The sequence below is a fragment of the Streptomyces angustmyceticus genome (genome assembly GCF_019933235.1).
GTDB classification, from domain to species: Bacteria; Actinomycetota; Actinomycetes; order Streptomycetales; family Streptomycetaceae; genus Streptomyces; species Streptomyces angustmyceticus.
In genome coordinates, this window is record NZ_CP082945.1 from 6302142 (window position 1) to 6317898 (window position 15757).

Here is a 15757-nt window from a genome sequence, read left to right on the forward strand (position 1 = left end):
ATGGGGGAGGTCTGCGGTGGAGAGGCGGGGGAGGGGGTCAGCGCGCGCTGAGTGCCGGCCGGGGCTGCTCGGCGAGGTAGGCGCCGGCGTGCTCGGCGATCAGGTCGAGGACGGCGGCGATGTCCTCCAGCGTGGTCTCCGGGTTGAGCAGGGTGAACTTGAGGTGGTGGCGGCCGTCGACGACGGTGCCCGCGACGATCGCGTCACCGGAGGCGAACAGGGCGTCCCGGGCGTGCAGGTTGACCCGGTCGCAGAGTTCGGGGTCCTGGTCGGTGCTGGGCACGTAGCGGAAGACCAGGGTGCTCAGCTGGGGTTCGACGACGACGGAGAACCGGGGGTCGTCGTGGAGCAGTTTCCATGCCTCGGCGGCGCGGTCGATGACGTCGTCGAAGAGCTCTCCGACGGCCGCGGCGCCCATGGTGCGCAGGGTGAGCCAGAGCTTGAGGGCGTCGAAGCGGCGGGTGGTCTGGATCGACTTGTCGACCTGGTTGGGGATGCGGCGCTCGGCCATGCGGCGCGGGTTGAGGTAGTCCGCGTGGTAGGTGACGTGCCGCAGGGTGGCGCGGTCGCGGACCAGGACGGCGCTGGAACTGACCGGCTGGAAGAAGGACTTGTGGTAGTCGACGGTCACCGAGTCGGCGCGCTCGATGCCGGCCAGCAGGGCGCGGCGGCGGGAGACCAGCAGGCCGCAGCCGTAGGCGGCGTCGACATGCATCCAGGCGCCGTACCGGTCGCACAGCTCGGCGATCCCGGGGAGCGGGTCGATGGAGCCGAAGTCGGTGGTGCCGGCGGTGGCGACGACCGCCATGGGTATCAGTCCGTCGCGGTGGCAGCGCGCCAGTTCGTCGGCCAGGTCGGCGGTGCGCATCCGCTTGTGCTCGTCGCTGGGGACGGAGATGACGGCCTCCGCGCCCATGCCGAGCAGGGTGGCGGACTTGCGGATGCTGAAGTGGCTGCACTCCGAGGTGAGGATCCGCAGCCGGGGCAGGACGTCCGTGAGGCGGCTCGGCGCGGGAGTGCCGGGCTCGGGGGAGGGGACGCCCGCACCGGTCAGGGCGCGGCGGCACGCCTCGTCGCGGGCGAGCAGCATGGCCTGGAGGTTGGACTGGCTGCCGCCGCTGGTGAAGATCCCGTCGGCCGCTTCGCCCAGGCCGATGCGCTCGGCCGTCCAGTCGACGAGCCGGCGCTCGATGAGGGTGCCGCCGGCGCTCTGGTCCCAGGTGTCCAGGGAGGAGTTGACGGCGGAGAGCACGACCTCGCCGACGAGGGCGGGGATCACCACAGGGCAGTTGAGGTGGGCGAGGTAGCGCGGGTGGTGGAAGTAGACGGCGTCGCGGAGGTAGACCTCTTCGAGTTCGTCGAGCGCGGCGGCCGTGTCGTGCAGCGGTGTGTCGAGGTCGATGCCGGAGACGGTGGGGGCGAGGCCGTCGACGGTGATGCCGGTGAAGGGGCGGTCGGTGCCGGCGATCTTGGCGCCGACGCGTGCGACGCTCTCGGAGACCGCGGTGCGGTAGTCCTGGGCCGTCTTCTGGTTGAGCAGGTACGTCCGGCTGTCGGCCGGGTCCTCGGCGGGGCGCGCGAGGAGATCCATGAAGGTGTCCTCCCTGGTGCGGACTTGACCACGTCCGGCGCACGCTGAGGTGCGCGCAGGGGCAGGGAGACCCACCCGAGCGACGTGGTTAGGTAAGGCTAACCTAATTACGTCTCGGGTGGGGTGCGGGGTGCCGCGGCGGCGGCCGCCCGGGGTTCAGTTGTGGTGGTCGTCCAGGGTCCGCAGGACCAGACCGGTGGCCGGCTTGGGCCCGAAGGACGTGGACTTCCGCGGCATCGTCACGCCGCGCTCCGCGAGATGACGGACCGTCTCCTCGGAGGTGGCGCGCATCAGGACCGCGGTGCCGCCGTGCCGGGCGGCCTGTTCGACGGCGGCGCCGGTGTGGTGCAGATAGCCGATGTCCGACGGGTGGTCCGGGATGTGCCAGACCTCGTCCAGCAGGACGGAGTGCAGCACCGTGGCGTCCAGCCGCCGCCATGCCTCGGGGCGGTCCCGGCGGATCGTGCGCTCCAGCAGCCCGGGGTCGGGGCGGTCCAGGAGGTGGAAGGAGTCCGGTCCGCCGGCGAGCACGAAGGCGGTGCCGGGCGTCTCCTCCAGGGTCTCCAGGGCGGCCGGCAGGTCGCCCGGCAGGGCGCGGGCCCGGAACGCCCCGGCCAGATCCGCCAGTGCCTTGGCGGGCGGCAGATGCGGCAGCACCCGGTGGATCGCGCGGACCTGCAGCGGATAGCGGGCGGTGTCCACCAGCAGGACCAGGCCGAAGGCCCAGGGGGAGGCGGCGGTGGCGCCGGGCTGCTGCTCGTACAGCCGCTGGTAGGTCGCCCAGCGGTGGTGGCCGTCGGCGATCAGCGCCTGCCGGCCGGCGAGATCCTCGTCGACGGCGGCGAGATCGGCCGGGTCGGTGACCGCCCACAGGCGGTGCCCGAAGCCGTCCTCGGTGGTGGTGGCCAGCAGCGGTTCGCGCTCCACCGTGCGCTCGATGACGGCGGCGGCACCCGTCGCGGTGCCCTGGCCGCGGTAGGAGAGCAGCAGCGGCTCGAAGTTGGCGGCCGCCGCGCGCATCAGGGCGGCCCGGTCCTCGACCACTTCCGGGATGACGCCCTCGTGCGGCAGCACCGGCCCGTCCAGTCCCAGCGCCCCGATCAGCCCGCGCTGCAGCACCGTCCCGGAGCGCTGCTCGTAGACGTACAGGGCGGGCTCCGCGTCCTGCCGCAGCACGCCCTCGGACCGCCAGCGGCGCAGGGTGTCGGCGGCCTGGCGGTGGCGGGTGGTGGGGTCCGCGGCGTGCGGCAGGATCAGCCGGACGATGTTGTACGGGTCGGCGGTCTCCAGATGGCGCACGCCGTCCGGCCGCACCACCACGTCGTACGGCGGGGACGTCACAGCGGTCAGGCTGCCGACCCGCTCGCGGTCGTATCGCAGCCCGCGGAACGGGAGGAGGCGGAGGCCGTCGGTACTGGTCATTGAAGAATGCTATGCCGCCGGGCCGATGAGGGAAGATCGGGGGACAGCCCCTGTGTGGCTGGAAATATCGGGATGCGCGCGAGGGAGAAGCGGTGTACCGGCCGGCGCGGCGAGCGCGCGCCCGGTGCGCGGCGGGCTCCTTCGCGCGACATGTGGGAGCGAGGAGCGAGACGGCATGAACGAGCAGGTTCGCAGGCGGCCCGACGGGTGCCCGCGCCCGCTGAGCGAGGCGTACGACACGGCGCTGCTGGATCTGGACGGGGTCGTCTACGCCGGCGGGCGGGCACTCGCCCATGCCGTGGAGTCGCTCACCGCCGCGCGGGGCGGCGGGATGCACCTCGCGTATGTGACCAACAACGCCGCCCGCACTCCGCAGGCCGTCGCCGGCCAGTTGTCCGGTTTCGGGCTGCCGACCGGTCCGGACGATGTGATCACCTCGGCGCAGGCGGTGGCCCGGCTGATCTCCGAGCAGGTGCCGGCGGGCGCGCGGGTGCTGGCGGTCGGCGGCGAGGGGCTGTGGGTGGCGCTGCGCGAGCGCGGCCTCGAACCCGTCCGCAGCGCGGACGACGACCCGGCCGCGGTGGTGCAGGGCTTCGATCCCATGCTCGACTGGGAGCGGCTGGCCGAGGCCGCGTACGCGGTGCAGCGCGGGGTGCCGTGGTTCGCGTCCAACACGGATCTGACGATCCCCAAGGAGCGGGGCATCGCCCCCGGCAACGGGGCGTTGGTGGAGGTGGTCCGCATCGCCGCGGGCGGGTCGCCGCAGGTGGCGGGCAAGCCGCAGCCGCCGATGCACCGGGAGACGGTGCTGCGCACGGGTGCCCGGCGGCCGCTGGTGATCGGCGACCGGCTCGACACCGACATCGAGGGCGCCCACAACGGCGAGGTCGACTCGCTGCTGGTGCTCACCGGCGTCACCACCCCCGCGGAGCTGCTGGCCGCCCCGCCGCGGCACCGTCCCGCGTACGTGGCCGCGGACCTGCGCGGACTGCTGGCACCGCAGCCGGAGGTGACCGACGACGACGGCGGTTTCCGGTGCGGCGGCTGGCGGGCCGAGGCGGCCGGCGACGCGCTGGCCGTGACCGGTGAGGGGACGCCGCTGGACGGGCTGCGCGCGCTGTGCGCGGCCGCCTGGACCGCTGCCGGGGACGGCGGTTGCGGGGCGGACGCGGGCAAGGCGCTGGAGCGGATCGGGGTGTGAGGGGCGGGCCGGGGCCGCGGCCCGCGAGGTGAGGCGATGCGGAGGCGCGGCCGCGGGGCGGCCCGGTGGGTATGCGGCCGGGCCGCCGGTGCGGGATGCGGGCGGCCGGGCCGTGCGGGGCCGGGCCGCCGGTGTCCGGTTCAGCCCGCGGCGGCGGCCGTCGCGGCGGCGGTCAGCTCCGCGAGCAGGTCCTCCTCGCTGGCACCCCGGCGCCAGTAGCCGGTGAACTTCACGGCCCTGCGGTCGATGCCGCGCTCGCGGACCAGGTGCCTGCGCACCGCCTTGACGGTCCCCGCCTCGCCGGCGACCCAGGCGTACGGCGTGCCCTCGGGCAGTGCGGCGGCGCGCAGCGCGTCGAGCACCGGTTCGCCGGCCGCGGCGCCGGCCCCGTCCCGGACGAGCCAGCGGATGTCGGCGTCGGCGAAGGTCGGCAGGGGCTGCCGGTCGTCCTCGTGCGCGATCTCGATCCAGACCTCGGCGCGGGTGCCGGGGGAGAGCCACGACAGGATGCCGGCGATCGCGGGCAGCGCCGTCTCGTCGCCGGTGAGCAGGATCCAGTCGGTGCCGGCCGGCGGGCGGAAGTCGACGCCGCCGTTGTCCTCGACGGCCGGGGCGAGGACGGTCAGCCGGTCGCCCGGCCGGGCGGCGGATGCCCAGCGGGAGGCGGGGCCGCCCGCCGTGGCGGCGGCGTCGGGACCGGCGCCGTGCAGCGCGAAGTCGACGTCGAACTCGGCCGGTTCGTGGCGCTGTTCGCGGATGGTGTACGAGCGCATCACCGCCCGCTCGGCCGGGTCCTGCGCCCGCCAGGCGGTGTACCAGCCGTCGCCGGTGTCGTCGAGGACCGGCCGGTCCTGGTGGGGCTGCGGGAGGAAGAGCTTGAACCGCTGGTCACGACCGCCGGAGGCCAGGTCGGCGAGCCGCTCGCCGCCGAAGGTGATCCGCACCACGGACGGGCTCAGCCGCCGGGACCGGACGACGTGCACATCGAAGAAGCGGAACGGTGCGGTGGCGGGGGCGGCGGTCGTGGTCATGCGGGGGAACCTCCCGGGAGGATGCTGGGGCGTTCGGCGGTGGGGTGCGGTGGCTGGTGCGGGGCGGCCGGGTGGCCGGGCGGGCGTCCGTGGCGGCCGGGGGCGATGCCGTTGGCCGGGGGCGGGCCGGACCGGTCGTGGCGCGACCGGTCCGCACCCGCCGCCGAAGCCGCCGCGGACGGGCGTCACTTGACCTTCTTCGCGCCCTCGATCGCCTTGGCGAGCGACTCGATCAGCGGCGCGGCGCCCGCGTAGGAGAAGCGCGGCTCGCTCGACCAGGGCGTGATCTGGCCGGCCTTGACGGCGGGCAGCTTGGCCCAGGAGGGCTTGGCCGCCAGGTCCTTGGGCTGGAGGGTGGCGGTCCGGTTGTCCAGCAGGAGGACATCGGCCTGGTACTTGTCGGCGTTCTCCCAGCTCAGGCTCTCGAAGTAGCCGCCCTTGTCCAGGTGGTCGGGGACGATCAGGTCGACGCCGAGGGACTTGTAGTACATGAGGTCGGCGTTGATGCCGGGGTTGGAGGCGTAGAAGAGGTCGGGGCTGCCGGAGCAGGCGAGGACCTTGACCGGGTGGGCCTTGGCGGCCTTGCGCAGCGCCGCGGACGCCTTCTCGAAACGGGCCTTGGCGTCGGTGACCTTCTTGGCCTTCAGGTCGGCGCCGAGCGACCCGGCCAGCTCGGCGTAGCGCTCGATGATCTTGATGAGCGGAGTGCGGGAGGAGGTGAGGGCGACGGACTCGGCCAGCTTGGCGATCTTGTCCTTGCTGTCGTCCGGCACGAACCACAGGGCGCCCGGCTCGTACATGTTGGTGACCAGCAGGTCGGGCCGCAGCGCCGCGTACTTCTCGACGTTGAACTGGTTGTAGGCGTTGCCGATGATGGTGACCTTGTCGACGTCCAGGTCACCGGCCTGCGGATCGGGCTTGCCGTTCTTGAGCTTGGTGGGGCCGAAGACGCCGACGATCTGATCGTCGATCCCGAAGTCGTGCAGTGCCGCGGCGGTGCCGGTGAAGGCGACGATGCGCCGCGGGGTGTGCTGGAGGGACACCTTCTGCTTGCGGTCGTCGGTGAACGACCACGGCTTGGCATCGCCGTTGGCGCCTGCCGAGTCCTTGCCCCCGCCGCATGCGGCGAGCAGGGCGCCGATGCCGAGGGCGCCACCCGCGGCCAGGATGCCGCGGCGGGACGGGGTGAGGCTACCGGAGGTGCTCATGATGGCGGTGCTTCTCTCTGGGAGGGGCCGAGGAAGAAATTGTGAGGGTAGGCTAACCTAACCATCGTGTTGGTTGACAGTCCCCCCGAAGCAACAACGGCCCCGGTCCCCGTGAAGCCGCGGCGGCGTCATCTCCTGTGCTCCGTGGGGCTGGTGGCCGCCGTGGCCGTCCTCGCGGCCGTCGCCGTCCTGGGCATCGCCGTCGGCGCGAAACCGATCCCCCTCGACCAGGTGTGGCACGGGGTGTTCCACTACACCGGCTCCGACACCGACGTGGTCATCCGCGACGTCCGCTTCCCGCGCACCCTGCTGGGCCTGCTCGTCGGCGCCGCGCTCGGCCTGGCCGGCACGGTCATGCAGGCGCTCACCCGCAATCCCCTGGCGGACCCGGGAGTTCTCGGCATCAACGCCGGTGCCTCGGCCGCGGTCGTCACCGCCATCAGCTTCCTCGGCGTCACCTCGCTGACCGGCTACGTGTGGTTCGCGTTCGCCGGCGCCGCGGTGGTCTCCGTCGCGGTGTACGTCCTCGGCGGCACCCGCGGCGCCACACCCGTACGGCTCGCCCTCGCCGGCACCGCGCTGACCGCCGTCCTCGTCGGCTACATCAACGCCGTGAACCTGCTGGACACCGCCACCCTCGACAAGATGCGCTTCTGGACGGTGGGTTCGCTGGCCGCGGCCACCCTGCCGACGGTCACCGGGATCGCGCCGTTCCTCGCGGTGGGCGGCGTCCTCGCGCTGCTGATCGCCCGGCCGCTGAACGCCCTCGCGCTCGGCGACGACCAGGCGCGGGCGCTGGGCGCCCGGCTGACCCGCACCCGGGTGCTGGCGATGGCCGCGGTGACCCTGCTGTGCGGCGGGGCGACCGCCGCCTGCGGCCCGATCGTGTACGTGGGCCTGATGGTTCCGCATGCCGTACGGGCCGTCACCGGGCCCGACCTGCGCTGGATCCTGCCGTACTCCGCGGTGCTCTCGCCGGTCCTGCTGCTCGGCGCCGACGTCCTGGGCAGGGTGGTCGCCCGGCCCGGTGAGCTGCAGGTCGGCATCGTCACGGCCGTCGTCGGCGGCCCCGTCTTCATCTATCTCGTACGGCGTCGGAGGATGGCCCAGCTGTGAGCGCGACCGTGAAGCCCGGCAAGGGCAAGGGCATCGAGGAGAAGGCCGGGGCCGGGCGCGGCCCGCGGACCGGGGCCGGCCGGCGGGTCACCGTGCTGCGGGCTCCGGGCGGGCGCTCGGTACGGCTCGACGTGCCCGCCGTGGTGGCCGGACTGGTGCTGCTGGCCGTCGCGCTGGCCGCCGGTGTCGCCCTGATCGGCTCCGGCGACTACCCCATGACCCCGTCCGAGGTGATCACCACCCTGACCGGTGGCGGGGACCCCGGCCAGGAGTTCATCGTGCAGGACCTGCGGCTGCCGCGGGTGCTGGTGGGGCTGCTGGCCGGCGCGGCGTTCGGGATCTCCGGGGCGGTCTTCCAGACCGTCTCGCGCAATCCGCTGGGCAGCCCCGACGTGCTCGGGTTCGCCCAGGGCTCGTCCGTCGGCGCGCTGGTCGCCATCGTCTACTTCCAGGCCGGGACCCTCGCGGTCGCCGCCGGAGCCGTCGCCGGCGGGGTGCTCACCGGCGTCGCGATCTTCCTCCTCGCCTGGAAGCGCGGCATCCACGGCTACCGCTTCGTGCTCGTCGGCATCGGCGCCGGCGCCATGCTGTACGCGATGGTGCTCTACCTCCTGACGAAGGCGAACATCGTCGAGGCGACCCGCGCCACCACCTGGATGACCGGATCCCTCAACGGCCGTGACTGGGACCAGTTCGGGCCGCTGGCCGCGGTCTGCGCCGTCCTCGTCCCGCTGCTGCTGTGCTACGGGCGTCCGCTGCGCATGCTGGAGATGGGCGACGACGCGGCCAGCGCGCTGGGCGTCCGCGTCGAGCGGGTCCGCGTCGTCGTCCTGCTGGTGGCGGTCGTGCTCGTCGCCGCGGCCACCGCGGCCGCCGGGCCGATCTCCTTCGTGGCGCTCACCGCGCCCCAGTTGGCCCGCCGGATGTCCCTGCCGCGCTTCCTCAAGGGCGCCGGGCGGGGCGCCCCGCTGCCCGGCCCCAACCTGCTGCTGTCCGCCCTCATGGGCGCCGCGCTGCTGGTCACCGCGGACTGGGCCGCCCAGCGGCTGTTCGGCGCCGACCAGCTGCCGGTGGGCGTCCTCACCGGCGTGCTCGGCGGCGGCTATCTGCTGTGGCTGCTGGCCACGGAGCGCAGGGCGGGGCGGGTATGAGCGGGCGGGGGCGACGGCGAGGAGCCGGGCAACCGCGGCGCGCCGGGGAAGGGCAGCGCCGAAGAGCCGGGCGGCCGCCCCGGGCCGGGTAGGGCCGCGGCAGCGCGCCGGGCAACAGCACAGCACACGACAACCCCAGGAGTTCCGAAGTGAGCCGTCTCGCGGCTGAGAACGTCACCCTCGCCTACGACCAGCGGGTCATCGCCGAGAACCTCTCGGTGGCCATCCCCGACCGCTCCTTCACCGTCATCGTCGGCCCCAACGCCTGCGGTAAGTCCACGCTGCTGCGCGCGCTCTCGCGGATGCTCAAGCCGGCCACCGGTTCGGTGCTGCTGGACGGCTCGGCGATCTCCGCACTGCCGGCCAAGAAGGTCGCCAGGACGCTCGGGCTGCTGCCGCAGTCCTCGATCGCCCCGGACGGGATCACCGTGGCGGACCTGGTGGCGCGCGGCCGCTATCCGCACCAGGGGCTGCTGCGGCAGTGGTCGCCCGACGACGAGCGGATCGTCCAGGAGTCGATGGCCGCCACCGGCGTCGGCGAGCTCGCCGAACGCCATGTCGACGAGCTGTCCGGCGGGCAGCGCCAGCGGGTGTGGATCGCGATGGCGCTCGCCCAGCAGACGCCGCTGTTCCTGCTCGACGAGCCGACCACCTATCTGGACATCCAGCACCAGATCGAGGTGCTGGACCTCTGCGCCGAGCTGCACGAGGAGCAGGGGCGGACGCTGGTCGCGGTGCTGCACGACCTCAACCACGCGGCCCGTTACGCCACCCATCTGATCGCCATGAAGGACGGCGCGGTCCTCGCCGAGGGCGCGCCGGCCGACATCGTCACCGCGGAACTGGTGGAACGGGTCTTCGGGCTCGGCTGCCAGATCATCGAGGACCCGGAGACCGGCACCCCGCTCGTCGTCCCGGCCGCACGCAAGCGCCGTCGCACCGGCTCGGGAGCGGGACGGGCCGACGGCGGCGCGGCCGAGGCGAAGCGGACCACCGAAGGGAACGCGAACGACGGGAACGTGAGCGACGCAGACGCGGCCGGCGACAGCGCTGCCGCGGCGGACCGGACGGGCGAGACGGCGCCTACAGCAGCGTCCTGAGGCGCAGCAGGTCGCGCAGGCCGGCCTCCAGCTTGACGCGGCCGCTGCCCCAGGCCCTGGCGAAGTTCAGCGTGCCGTCCACCAGGGCGACGAGATCGTCGCCGGACATGGCCAGGCGGATCTCGGCCTTGTGCGGGGGCGGGCCGGGGACGCTGGTCACCTCCTGGATGGAGCCGTCGGACAGCCGCCCGAGGAAGGTCACATCGAGGTCCGTGATGCGGCAGCTCAGCGAACGGTCGAGCGCCGCCGCGCTGCGGACGCTGCCGTCCGCCGAGGACAGGTTCTGGGCCAGCCGGTCGAGAGCGGCGCGGCACTGGTCGAGGGTTGCCATCGTGATCGACGATACGCCAGGTCGGGGACGGCTCGTTCCCCCTTGTCGGCCTGCGCCGAGGTAGCGTCGGGGGCATGGAAGAGCCGACGTCCGGCCCGGAGCCGGAGGCACCCGCGGGAACCGCTCCAGGCGACCCCGCGCGACCGGGGCACCCCGCGCCGGCGGACCCCGTACGGCCGGGGGAGCCCGCGCCGGAGGAGGAGCCCCCGCCCGGGGAGCCCGCGCCGCCGGGGCGACGTACCGAGCCGGCGGGCCGACGCGGCGAGCCGTCCGGGCAGCGTTCCGAGCCGGACGGACCGGCCGGGCCGCAGCCGATCGGGGTGGGCACGACAGCGACCGGAGAGGCCGCGGTCGACTCCGCGCTGCGCCGTCTCGCCGATGCCGACCACCTCCCGGCGAGCGGACACCTGCGGGTGTACGAGGATGTCCACCGTGGGCTGCGCGAGGTGCTGGCCGGTCTCGACCAGCACCCCGGGCCGCCCGCACCTTCCCCGACGCCGCACGACAACAGGAGCTGAACCACAGGTGGCAGGAGTGGCACGACGCCGACTCGACGCGGAGCTGGTGCGCCGCAAGCTGGCCCGTTCCCGCGAGCACGCGAGCCAGCTGATCGCCGCGGGCCGGGTGACGGTCGGCGGCGCGACCGCGACCAAGCCGGCCACCCAGGTGGAGACCAGCGCGGCCGTGGTCGTCCGTGAGGACGAGAGCGACCCCGACTACGTCTCGCGCGGCGGGCACAAGCTCGCCGGCGCGCTCGCCGCCTTCGTGCCGCTCGGCCTGAAGGTCGAAGGGCGCCGGGCGCTGGACGCGGGCGCCTCGACCGGTGGCTTCACCGACGTCCTGCTGCGGGCCGGCGCCGGTCATGTCGTCGCCGTCGACGTCGGATACGGACAGCTCGCCTGGTCGCTGCAGAGCGATGAGCGGGTCACCGTGAAGGACCGCACCAACGTGCGCGAGCTGACCCTCGAACAGATCGACTCGCAGCCCGTCGACCTCGTTGTCGGCGACCTCTCGTTCATTCCGCTGGGTCTCGTCCTGCCCGCGCTGGCGCGGTGCGCGGCGCCCGATGCGGACCTGGTGCTGATGGTCAAGCCGCAGTTCGAGGTCGGCAAGGAGCGGCTGGGCAGCGGCGGCGTGGTGCGCAGCGCGGAGCTGCGGGCCGAGGCGGTGCGCGCGGTCGCGAGCCGCGCGGCCGAGCTGGAATTTGGCGTACTTGGCGTAACTGCGAGCCCGCTGCCCGGCCCCTCGGGAAATGTCGAGTACTTTCTGTGGCTCCGCGCCGGGGCGCCCGCACTGGACCCGGCGGACGTCGACCGTGCAGTGGCGGAGGGGCCTCGTTGACCACTACCCAGGCAGTTGAAGGCAGCGCAGCACACGGGAACAGCAAAGCCGCGCGGACGGTTTTCCTGCTCGCCCACACCGGCCGCCCCGCGGCCATCCGCAGTGCCGAACTCGTCGTCCAGGGGCTGCTGCGCTGCGGCATCGGCGTACGGGTGCTGGCGGAGGAGGCCGCGGACCTGCCGCTGCCGCCGTCCGTCGAGCGCGTCAAGACGGAGCCGTGCGCGGCCGAGGGCTGCGAACTGCTGGTGGTCCTGGGCGGGGACGGCACGCTGCTGCGCGGCGCGGACTTCGCCAGGACGTCCGGCGTCCCGATGCTCGGCGTCAACCTCGGCCGGGTCGGCTTCCTCGCGGAGGCCGAACGCGACGACCTCGACAAGGTCGTCGACCGGGTCGTCACCCGCGCCTACGAGGTCGAGGAGCGGATGACGCTCGACGTCCTCGTCCGCAACAACGGCAGCGTCGTCTACACCGATTGGGCCCTCAACGAGGCGTCGGTGGAGAAGGCCGCCCGGGAACGGATGCTGGAGGTCGTCACCGAGGTCGACGGCCGGCCCGTCTCGCGCTTCGGCGGCGACGGCGTGGTCTGCGCGACGCCGACCGGCTCCACCGCGTACGCCTTCTCGGCCGGCGGGCCGGTGGTCTGGCCCGAGGTCGAGGCCCTGCTGATGGTCCCGATCAGTGCGCACGCCCTGTTCGCCAAGCCGCTGGTCACCTCGCCGCGCTCCGTCCTGGCGGTCGAGGTGCAGCCCAAGACCCCGCACGGCGTGCTGTGGTGCGACGGCCGCCGCAGCATCGAACTCCCGGCCGGCGCCCGCGTCGAGGTCCGCCGCGGCGCCGTACCCGTGCGCCTGGCCCGGCTGCATCACGCCTCCTTCACGGATCGTCTGGTCGCCAAGTTCGCCCTCCCGGTGGCGGGGTGGCGAGGGGCCCCGCAGTAGGCACACCGTCCGGCGGACGAAGAGCCGGACAGCCCCTGGCCGAGCCCCGGACGGGGTTTCCCCGGAGCTGTCCGGCACCGCACCGGAAAAGAACGGAAAACCGGGCCCGGCGCGGCGGAAACCGCCCCCGTGCGGCCCCGCGCCGGGGACCTGGACGGCGCCCCGCCCCCGGCCCTGAGCCGCGCCCCGCCCGTCCCCGCCCGAGCCGCTCACCCGGCCCGCCACCGCATCCGGCCGCCTCTCCCGCTCTGGGCCCCGGTGCCCTCCCGGCCTACGATCACCGGACGGCGACGGCGACGGGACGGCGGAGCAGACAGGGGGCAGGGAATGGAACGGAACATCCGCAGCGTGGAGGACGTACTCCGGCTCCTGGACGGTCTGTTCGCGCCGGAGGCCGACCGCTGGACGGCCGGGGGAGCCTCGTGGTGGGACGACTTCTATGCCGACCGCTCCCGGCCGGTGCCGTTCTTCGTCGCGAAGCCCGACGAGAACCTGGTCGCGTATCTGGAACGCGGCCTGGTCACTCCCGGACGCGCCCTCGACCTGGGATGCGGTCCGGGCCGCAACGCCCTCCACCTCGCCGCCGCCGGCTTCACGGTGGACGCCGTCGACCTCTCCCCGGCGGCCGTCGCCTGGGCATCGGACCGCGCCCGCGAGGCGGGGGCCGACGTCCGATTCCTGTGCGGCGACGCGTTCGCCCTCGCGGACACCGCACTCCACGGCCCCCACGACCTGATCTACGACTCCGGCTGCTTCCACCACCTGCCGCCCCACCGCCGCGTCAGCTACCTCGCCCTCCTCGACCGTGCCCTGGCACCCGACGGCCATCTCGGCCTCACCTGTTTCGCGGCGGGCGCGATGGGCTCCGAACTCGGCGACAGCGACTTCTACCGCCAATCCGGCCTGCACGGCGGTCTCGCCTACACCGCGGACTCCCTGCGCTGGATCTTCTCCGACCTGTCGGAGGTGGAGCTGCGCCGCATGCGCGACGAGGAACCGGCGTCCCCACGCTTCGGCGAACCCTTCCTGTGGACGGGCCTGTGGCGCCGCGCGGCCCGGCCGTAGCGGTCCCTCCTGCCTCCGCGGTCCGGTCGGGGCGCGGGTGTCTGCCTCGGGGGAGCGGCCGTTCCCCCGTCGAGGCGAATCTGTATATCGGCATACGGGCCGGTCCGAGGAGCCGCGGGGCGCCGACGAGGCGGCGAGCGGCAGCCGTCTCTCCCGGCGCGGTGGCCCGCCCGCGTCCGCCGCGCGCCGCACAAAGTGCTGTCCGCACCGGCCCCACGACGCCTCGTCCGCCCCGCGCCGACCGCCGTCGCGGAACACGGCGTTGCCGCCCCTGCCTCGGCGAATGCGGGCTACGCCCTCGTCCGCGCGCGGCGCCGGCCGCCCCACACCGTCGGCACGGCCCCAGCCGGCCCGCAGTCCCCTTCCTCGCTGGCGGTGATCATCGTGACGGCGGAGCGTGAGCGCGCACCCTGAGGAATTCCTCCGTTTTCCGGTGGGGATTCCGCGGGGGCGGCGGCAGGAGTGAGGGGAGGCCGTCGCGGGGCGGCCCCGGGACCTCGTAAGGTCGTATCCGTGTTGGAGGAGATGCGGATCCGGTCCTTGGGTGTCATTGATGACGCCGTTGTCGAGCTGTCCCCTGGCTTCACGGCGGTGACCGGCGAGACGGGCGCCGGCAAGACCATGGTCGTCACCAGCCTCGGCCTGCTGCTCGGCGGGCGCGCCGACCCCGCCCTGGTGCGGATCGGCGCCAAATCGGCGGTCGTTGAGGGCAGGATCGGCGTCGGCCCCCAGGCGCCCGCCGCCGTACGGGCCGAGGAGGCCGGCGCCGAGCTGGACGACGGCGCGCTGCTGATCAGCCGCACGCTCTCCGCCGAGGGCCGCTCGCGCGCCCATGTGGGCGGGCGTTCCGTGCCGGTCGGCCTGCTGGCGGAACTCGCCGACGACCTGGTCGCCGTGCACGGCCAGACCGACCAGCAGGGCCTGCTGCGGCCGGCCCGCCAACGGCAGGCGCTGGACCGCTACGCCGGGGACACGGTGGCCGTCCCGCTCGCCAAGTACACCGCCGCCCACCGCAGGCTGCGCGCCGTCGCCACCGAGCTGGACGAGCTGACGACGCGGGCCCGCGAACGTTCGCAGGAGGCCGACCTGCTGCGCTTCGGCCTCGACGAGATCGCCGAGGCCGAGCCGCTGCCCGGCGAGGACACCGAGCTGGCCGCCGAGGCCGAGCGGCTCGGCCACGCCGAGGCCCTGGCCTCCGCGGCGAGCGCCGCGCACGCCGCGCTGGCCGGCAACCCCGAGGACCCCGAGGGCGTCGACGCCACGACCTTGGTCGCCGGCGCGCACCGCGCGCTGGAGGCCGTGCGCAGTCACGACCAGGAGCTGTCCGCGCTCGCCGAGCGGCTCGGCGAGATCGGCATCCTGATGGCGGACGTGGCGGGCGAGCTGGCCAGTTACGCGGACGGCCTGGACGCCGACCCGCTGCGGCTCGCCGCGGTCGAGGAACGCCGCGCCGCCCTCAACCACCTGACCCGCAAGTACGGCCAGGACATCGCGGCGGTACTGGCCTGGTCCGAGGAGAGCGCCGCCCGGCTCGCCGAACTGGACGGCGACGACGACCGGATCGGCGAACTGGCCGCCGAGCGGGATGCCCTCCGCGCCGAACTGGGCGAACTGGCGCAGACCCTGACCGATGCCCGCACGGCGTCGGCGAAGCGTTTCGCCGACGCGGTCACCGCCGAACTCGCCGAACTCGCCATGCCGCACGCCCGGGTCACGGTCGAGATCCGCCAGACCGAGGTGGCCGAGGACGCCGACGGCATCGAGGTCGGCGGCCGCACCGTGGCCTACGGGCCGGCCGGCGCCGACGAGGTCGAGCTCCTGCTGGCCCCGCACCCGGGCGCACCGCCCCGCCCGATCGCCAAGGGGGCGTCCGGTGGTGAGCTCTCCCGGGTGATGCTCGCCGTCGAGGTGGTCTTCGCCGGCTCCGACCCCGTACCGACCTACCTCTTCGACGAGGTCGACGCGGGGGTCGGCGGAAAGGCGGCCGTCGAGGTCGGCAGGCGCCTGGCCAGGCTCGCGAAGTCCGCGCAGGTCGTCGTCGTCACGCACCTTCCGCAGGTCGCGGCCTTCGCGGACCGCCAACTGCTGGTGGCGAAGACCAATGACGGGTCGGTCACCAGGAGCGGTGTCACGGTCCTGGAGGGTGAGGAGCGGGTCCGCGAGCTCTCCCGGATGCTGGCCGGCCAGGAGGACTCCGAAACGGCCCGCGCACACGCCGAGGAACTGCTGGAGACGGCGCGCACGGGGAGCTAGACCCTGAGG

Annotated in this window: 14 protein-coding genes; 9 read left to right on the top strand and 5 right to left on the bottom strand. The window is 74.1% G+C overall.

Annotated features, from left to right (window positions below):
* Positions 1-37: 37 nt before the first annotated feature.
* Both K7396_RS28125 and K7396_RS28130 read right to left on the bottom strand, forming a co-directional pair.
* Entirely contained in the window at positions 38-1591 is a 1554-nt protein-coding gene (locus K7396_RS28125) for a pyridoxal phosphate-dependent decarboxylase family protein (RefSeq protein ID WP_086720607.1), read from the bottom strand.
* Between the two features lie 156 nt (positions 1592-1747).
* Complete coding sequence (locus K7396_RS28130; protein WP_086720608.1) at positions 1748-3013, bottom strand: DUF1015 family protein; 1266 nt, start codon at positions 3011-3013, stop codon at positions 1748-1750.
* Positions 3014-3188: 175 nt separating this feature from the next.
* Here K7396_RS28130 and K7396_RS28135 point away from each other — a divergent pair, with 175 nt between their 5' ends.
* Positions 3189-4214, top strand: a complete 1026-nt coding sequence (locus K7396_RS28135; protein WP_086720609.1) for an HAD-IIA family hydrolase — start codon at positions 3189-3191, stop codon at positions 4212-4214.
* Positions 4215-4354: 140 nt separating this feature from the next.
* Here K7396_RS28135 and K7396_RS28140 read toward each other — a convergent pair whose 3' ends face one another.
* Together K7396_RS28140 and K7396_RS28145 are read right to left on the bottom strand one after the other, a co-directional pair.
* Positions 4355-5245 carry a siderophore-interacting protein gene (locus tag K7396_RS28140; RefSeq protein ID WP_152105019.1) on the bottom strand — a complete coding sequence of 297 codons (891 nt, stop codon included), beginning with the start codon at positions 5243-5245 and terminating at the stop codon, positions 4355-4357.
* A 185-nt stretch (positions 5246-5430) separates the two neighbouring features.
* On the bottom strand, positions 5431-6453 hold the full coding sequence (locus K7396_RS28145; protein WP_152105020.1) for an ABC transporter substrate-binding protein: 1023 nt from the start codon (positions 6451-6453) through the stop codon (positions 5431-5433).
* A gap of 111 nt (positions 6454-6564) precedes the next feature.
* Between K7396_RS28145 and K7396_RS28150 the strand changes: the two genes are divergently transcribed.
* From K7396_RS28150 to K7396_RS28160, 3 genes are all read left to right on the top strand, one after another.
* The gene (locus tag K7396_RS28150; protein WP_086721085.1) at positions 6565-7569 is read left to right on the top strand and encodes a FecCD family ABC transporter permease; all 1005 of its coding nucleotides are present in this window, start codon (positions 6565-6567) and stop codon (positions 7567-7569) included.
* Positions 7566-8720 (top strand): FecCD family ABC transporter permease, encoded by a 1155-nt coding sequence (locus K7396_RS28155; RefSeq protein ID WP_152105021.1) that lies wholly within the window; start codon positions 7566-7568, stop codon positions 8718-8720. Before K7396_RS28150 ends, K7396_RS28155 begins: the two co-directional genes overlap by 4 nt.
* Before the next feature lie 149 nt (positions 8721-8869).
* A complete protein-coding gene (locus K7396_RS28160; protein WP_086721909.1) occupies positions 8870-9820 on the top strand; it encodes an ABC transporter ATP-binding protein in 951 nt (316 codons plus the stop codon).
* Here K7396_RS28160 and K7396_RS28165 read toward each other — a convergent pair.
* Positions 9804-10151, bottom strand: a complete 348-nt coding sequence (locus tag K7396_RS28165; protein WP_086721910.1) for a sterol-binding protein — start codon at positions 10149-10151, stop codon at positions 9804-9806. The genes K7396_RS28160 and K7396_RS28165 overlap by 17 nt on opposite strands.
* A gap of 74 nt (positions 10152-10225) precedes the next feature.
* On the opposite strand from K7396_RS28165, the gene K7396_RS28170 reads away from it, so the two are divergent.
* The 5 genes from K7396_RS28170 (at position 10226) to recN (ending at position 15748) form a co-directional block, all read left to right on the top strand.
* Positions 10226-10669: a hypothetical protein gene (locus tag K7396_RS28170; RefSeq protein WP_086721911.1), complete on the top strand. Its 444-nt coding sequence runs from the start codon at positions 10226-10228 to the stop codon at positions 10667-10669.
* Between the two features lie 7 nt (positions 10670-10676).
* Positions 10677-11492, top strand: a complete 816-nt coding sequence (locus K7396_RS28175; protein ID WP_086721912.1) for a TlyA family RNA methyltransferase — start codon at positions 10677-10679, stop codon at positions 11490-11492.
* Complete coding sequence (locus tag K7396_RS28180) at positions 11489-12430, top strand: NAD kinase (protein ID WP_086721913.1); 942 nt, start codon at positions 11489-11491, stop codon at positions 12428-12430. Before K7396_RS28175 ends, K7396_RS28180 begins: the two co-directional genes overlap by 4 nt.
* A 327-nt stretch (positions 12431-12757) precedes the next feature.
* On the top strand, positions 12758-13495 hold the full coding sequence (locus K7396_RS28185) for a class I SAM-dependent methyltransferase (RefSeq protein WP_152105022.1): 738 nt from the start codon (positions 12758-12760) through the stop codon (positions 13493-13495).
* A 525-nt stretch (positions 13496-14020) separates the two neighbouring features.
* Positions 14021-15748, top strand: coding sequence for a DNA repair protein RecN (recN, locus tag K7396_RS28190; RefSeq protein WP_086717437.1), 1728 nt, complete (start codon positions 14021-14023; stop codon positions 15746-15748).
* The last annotated feature ends 9 nt before the right edge of the window (positions 15749-15757 follow it).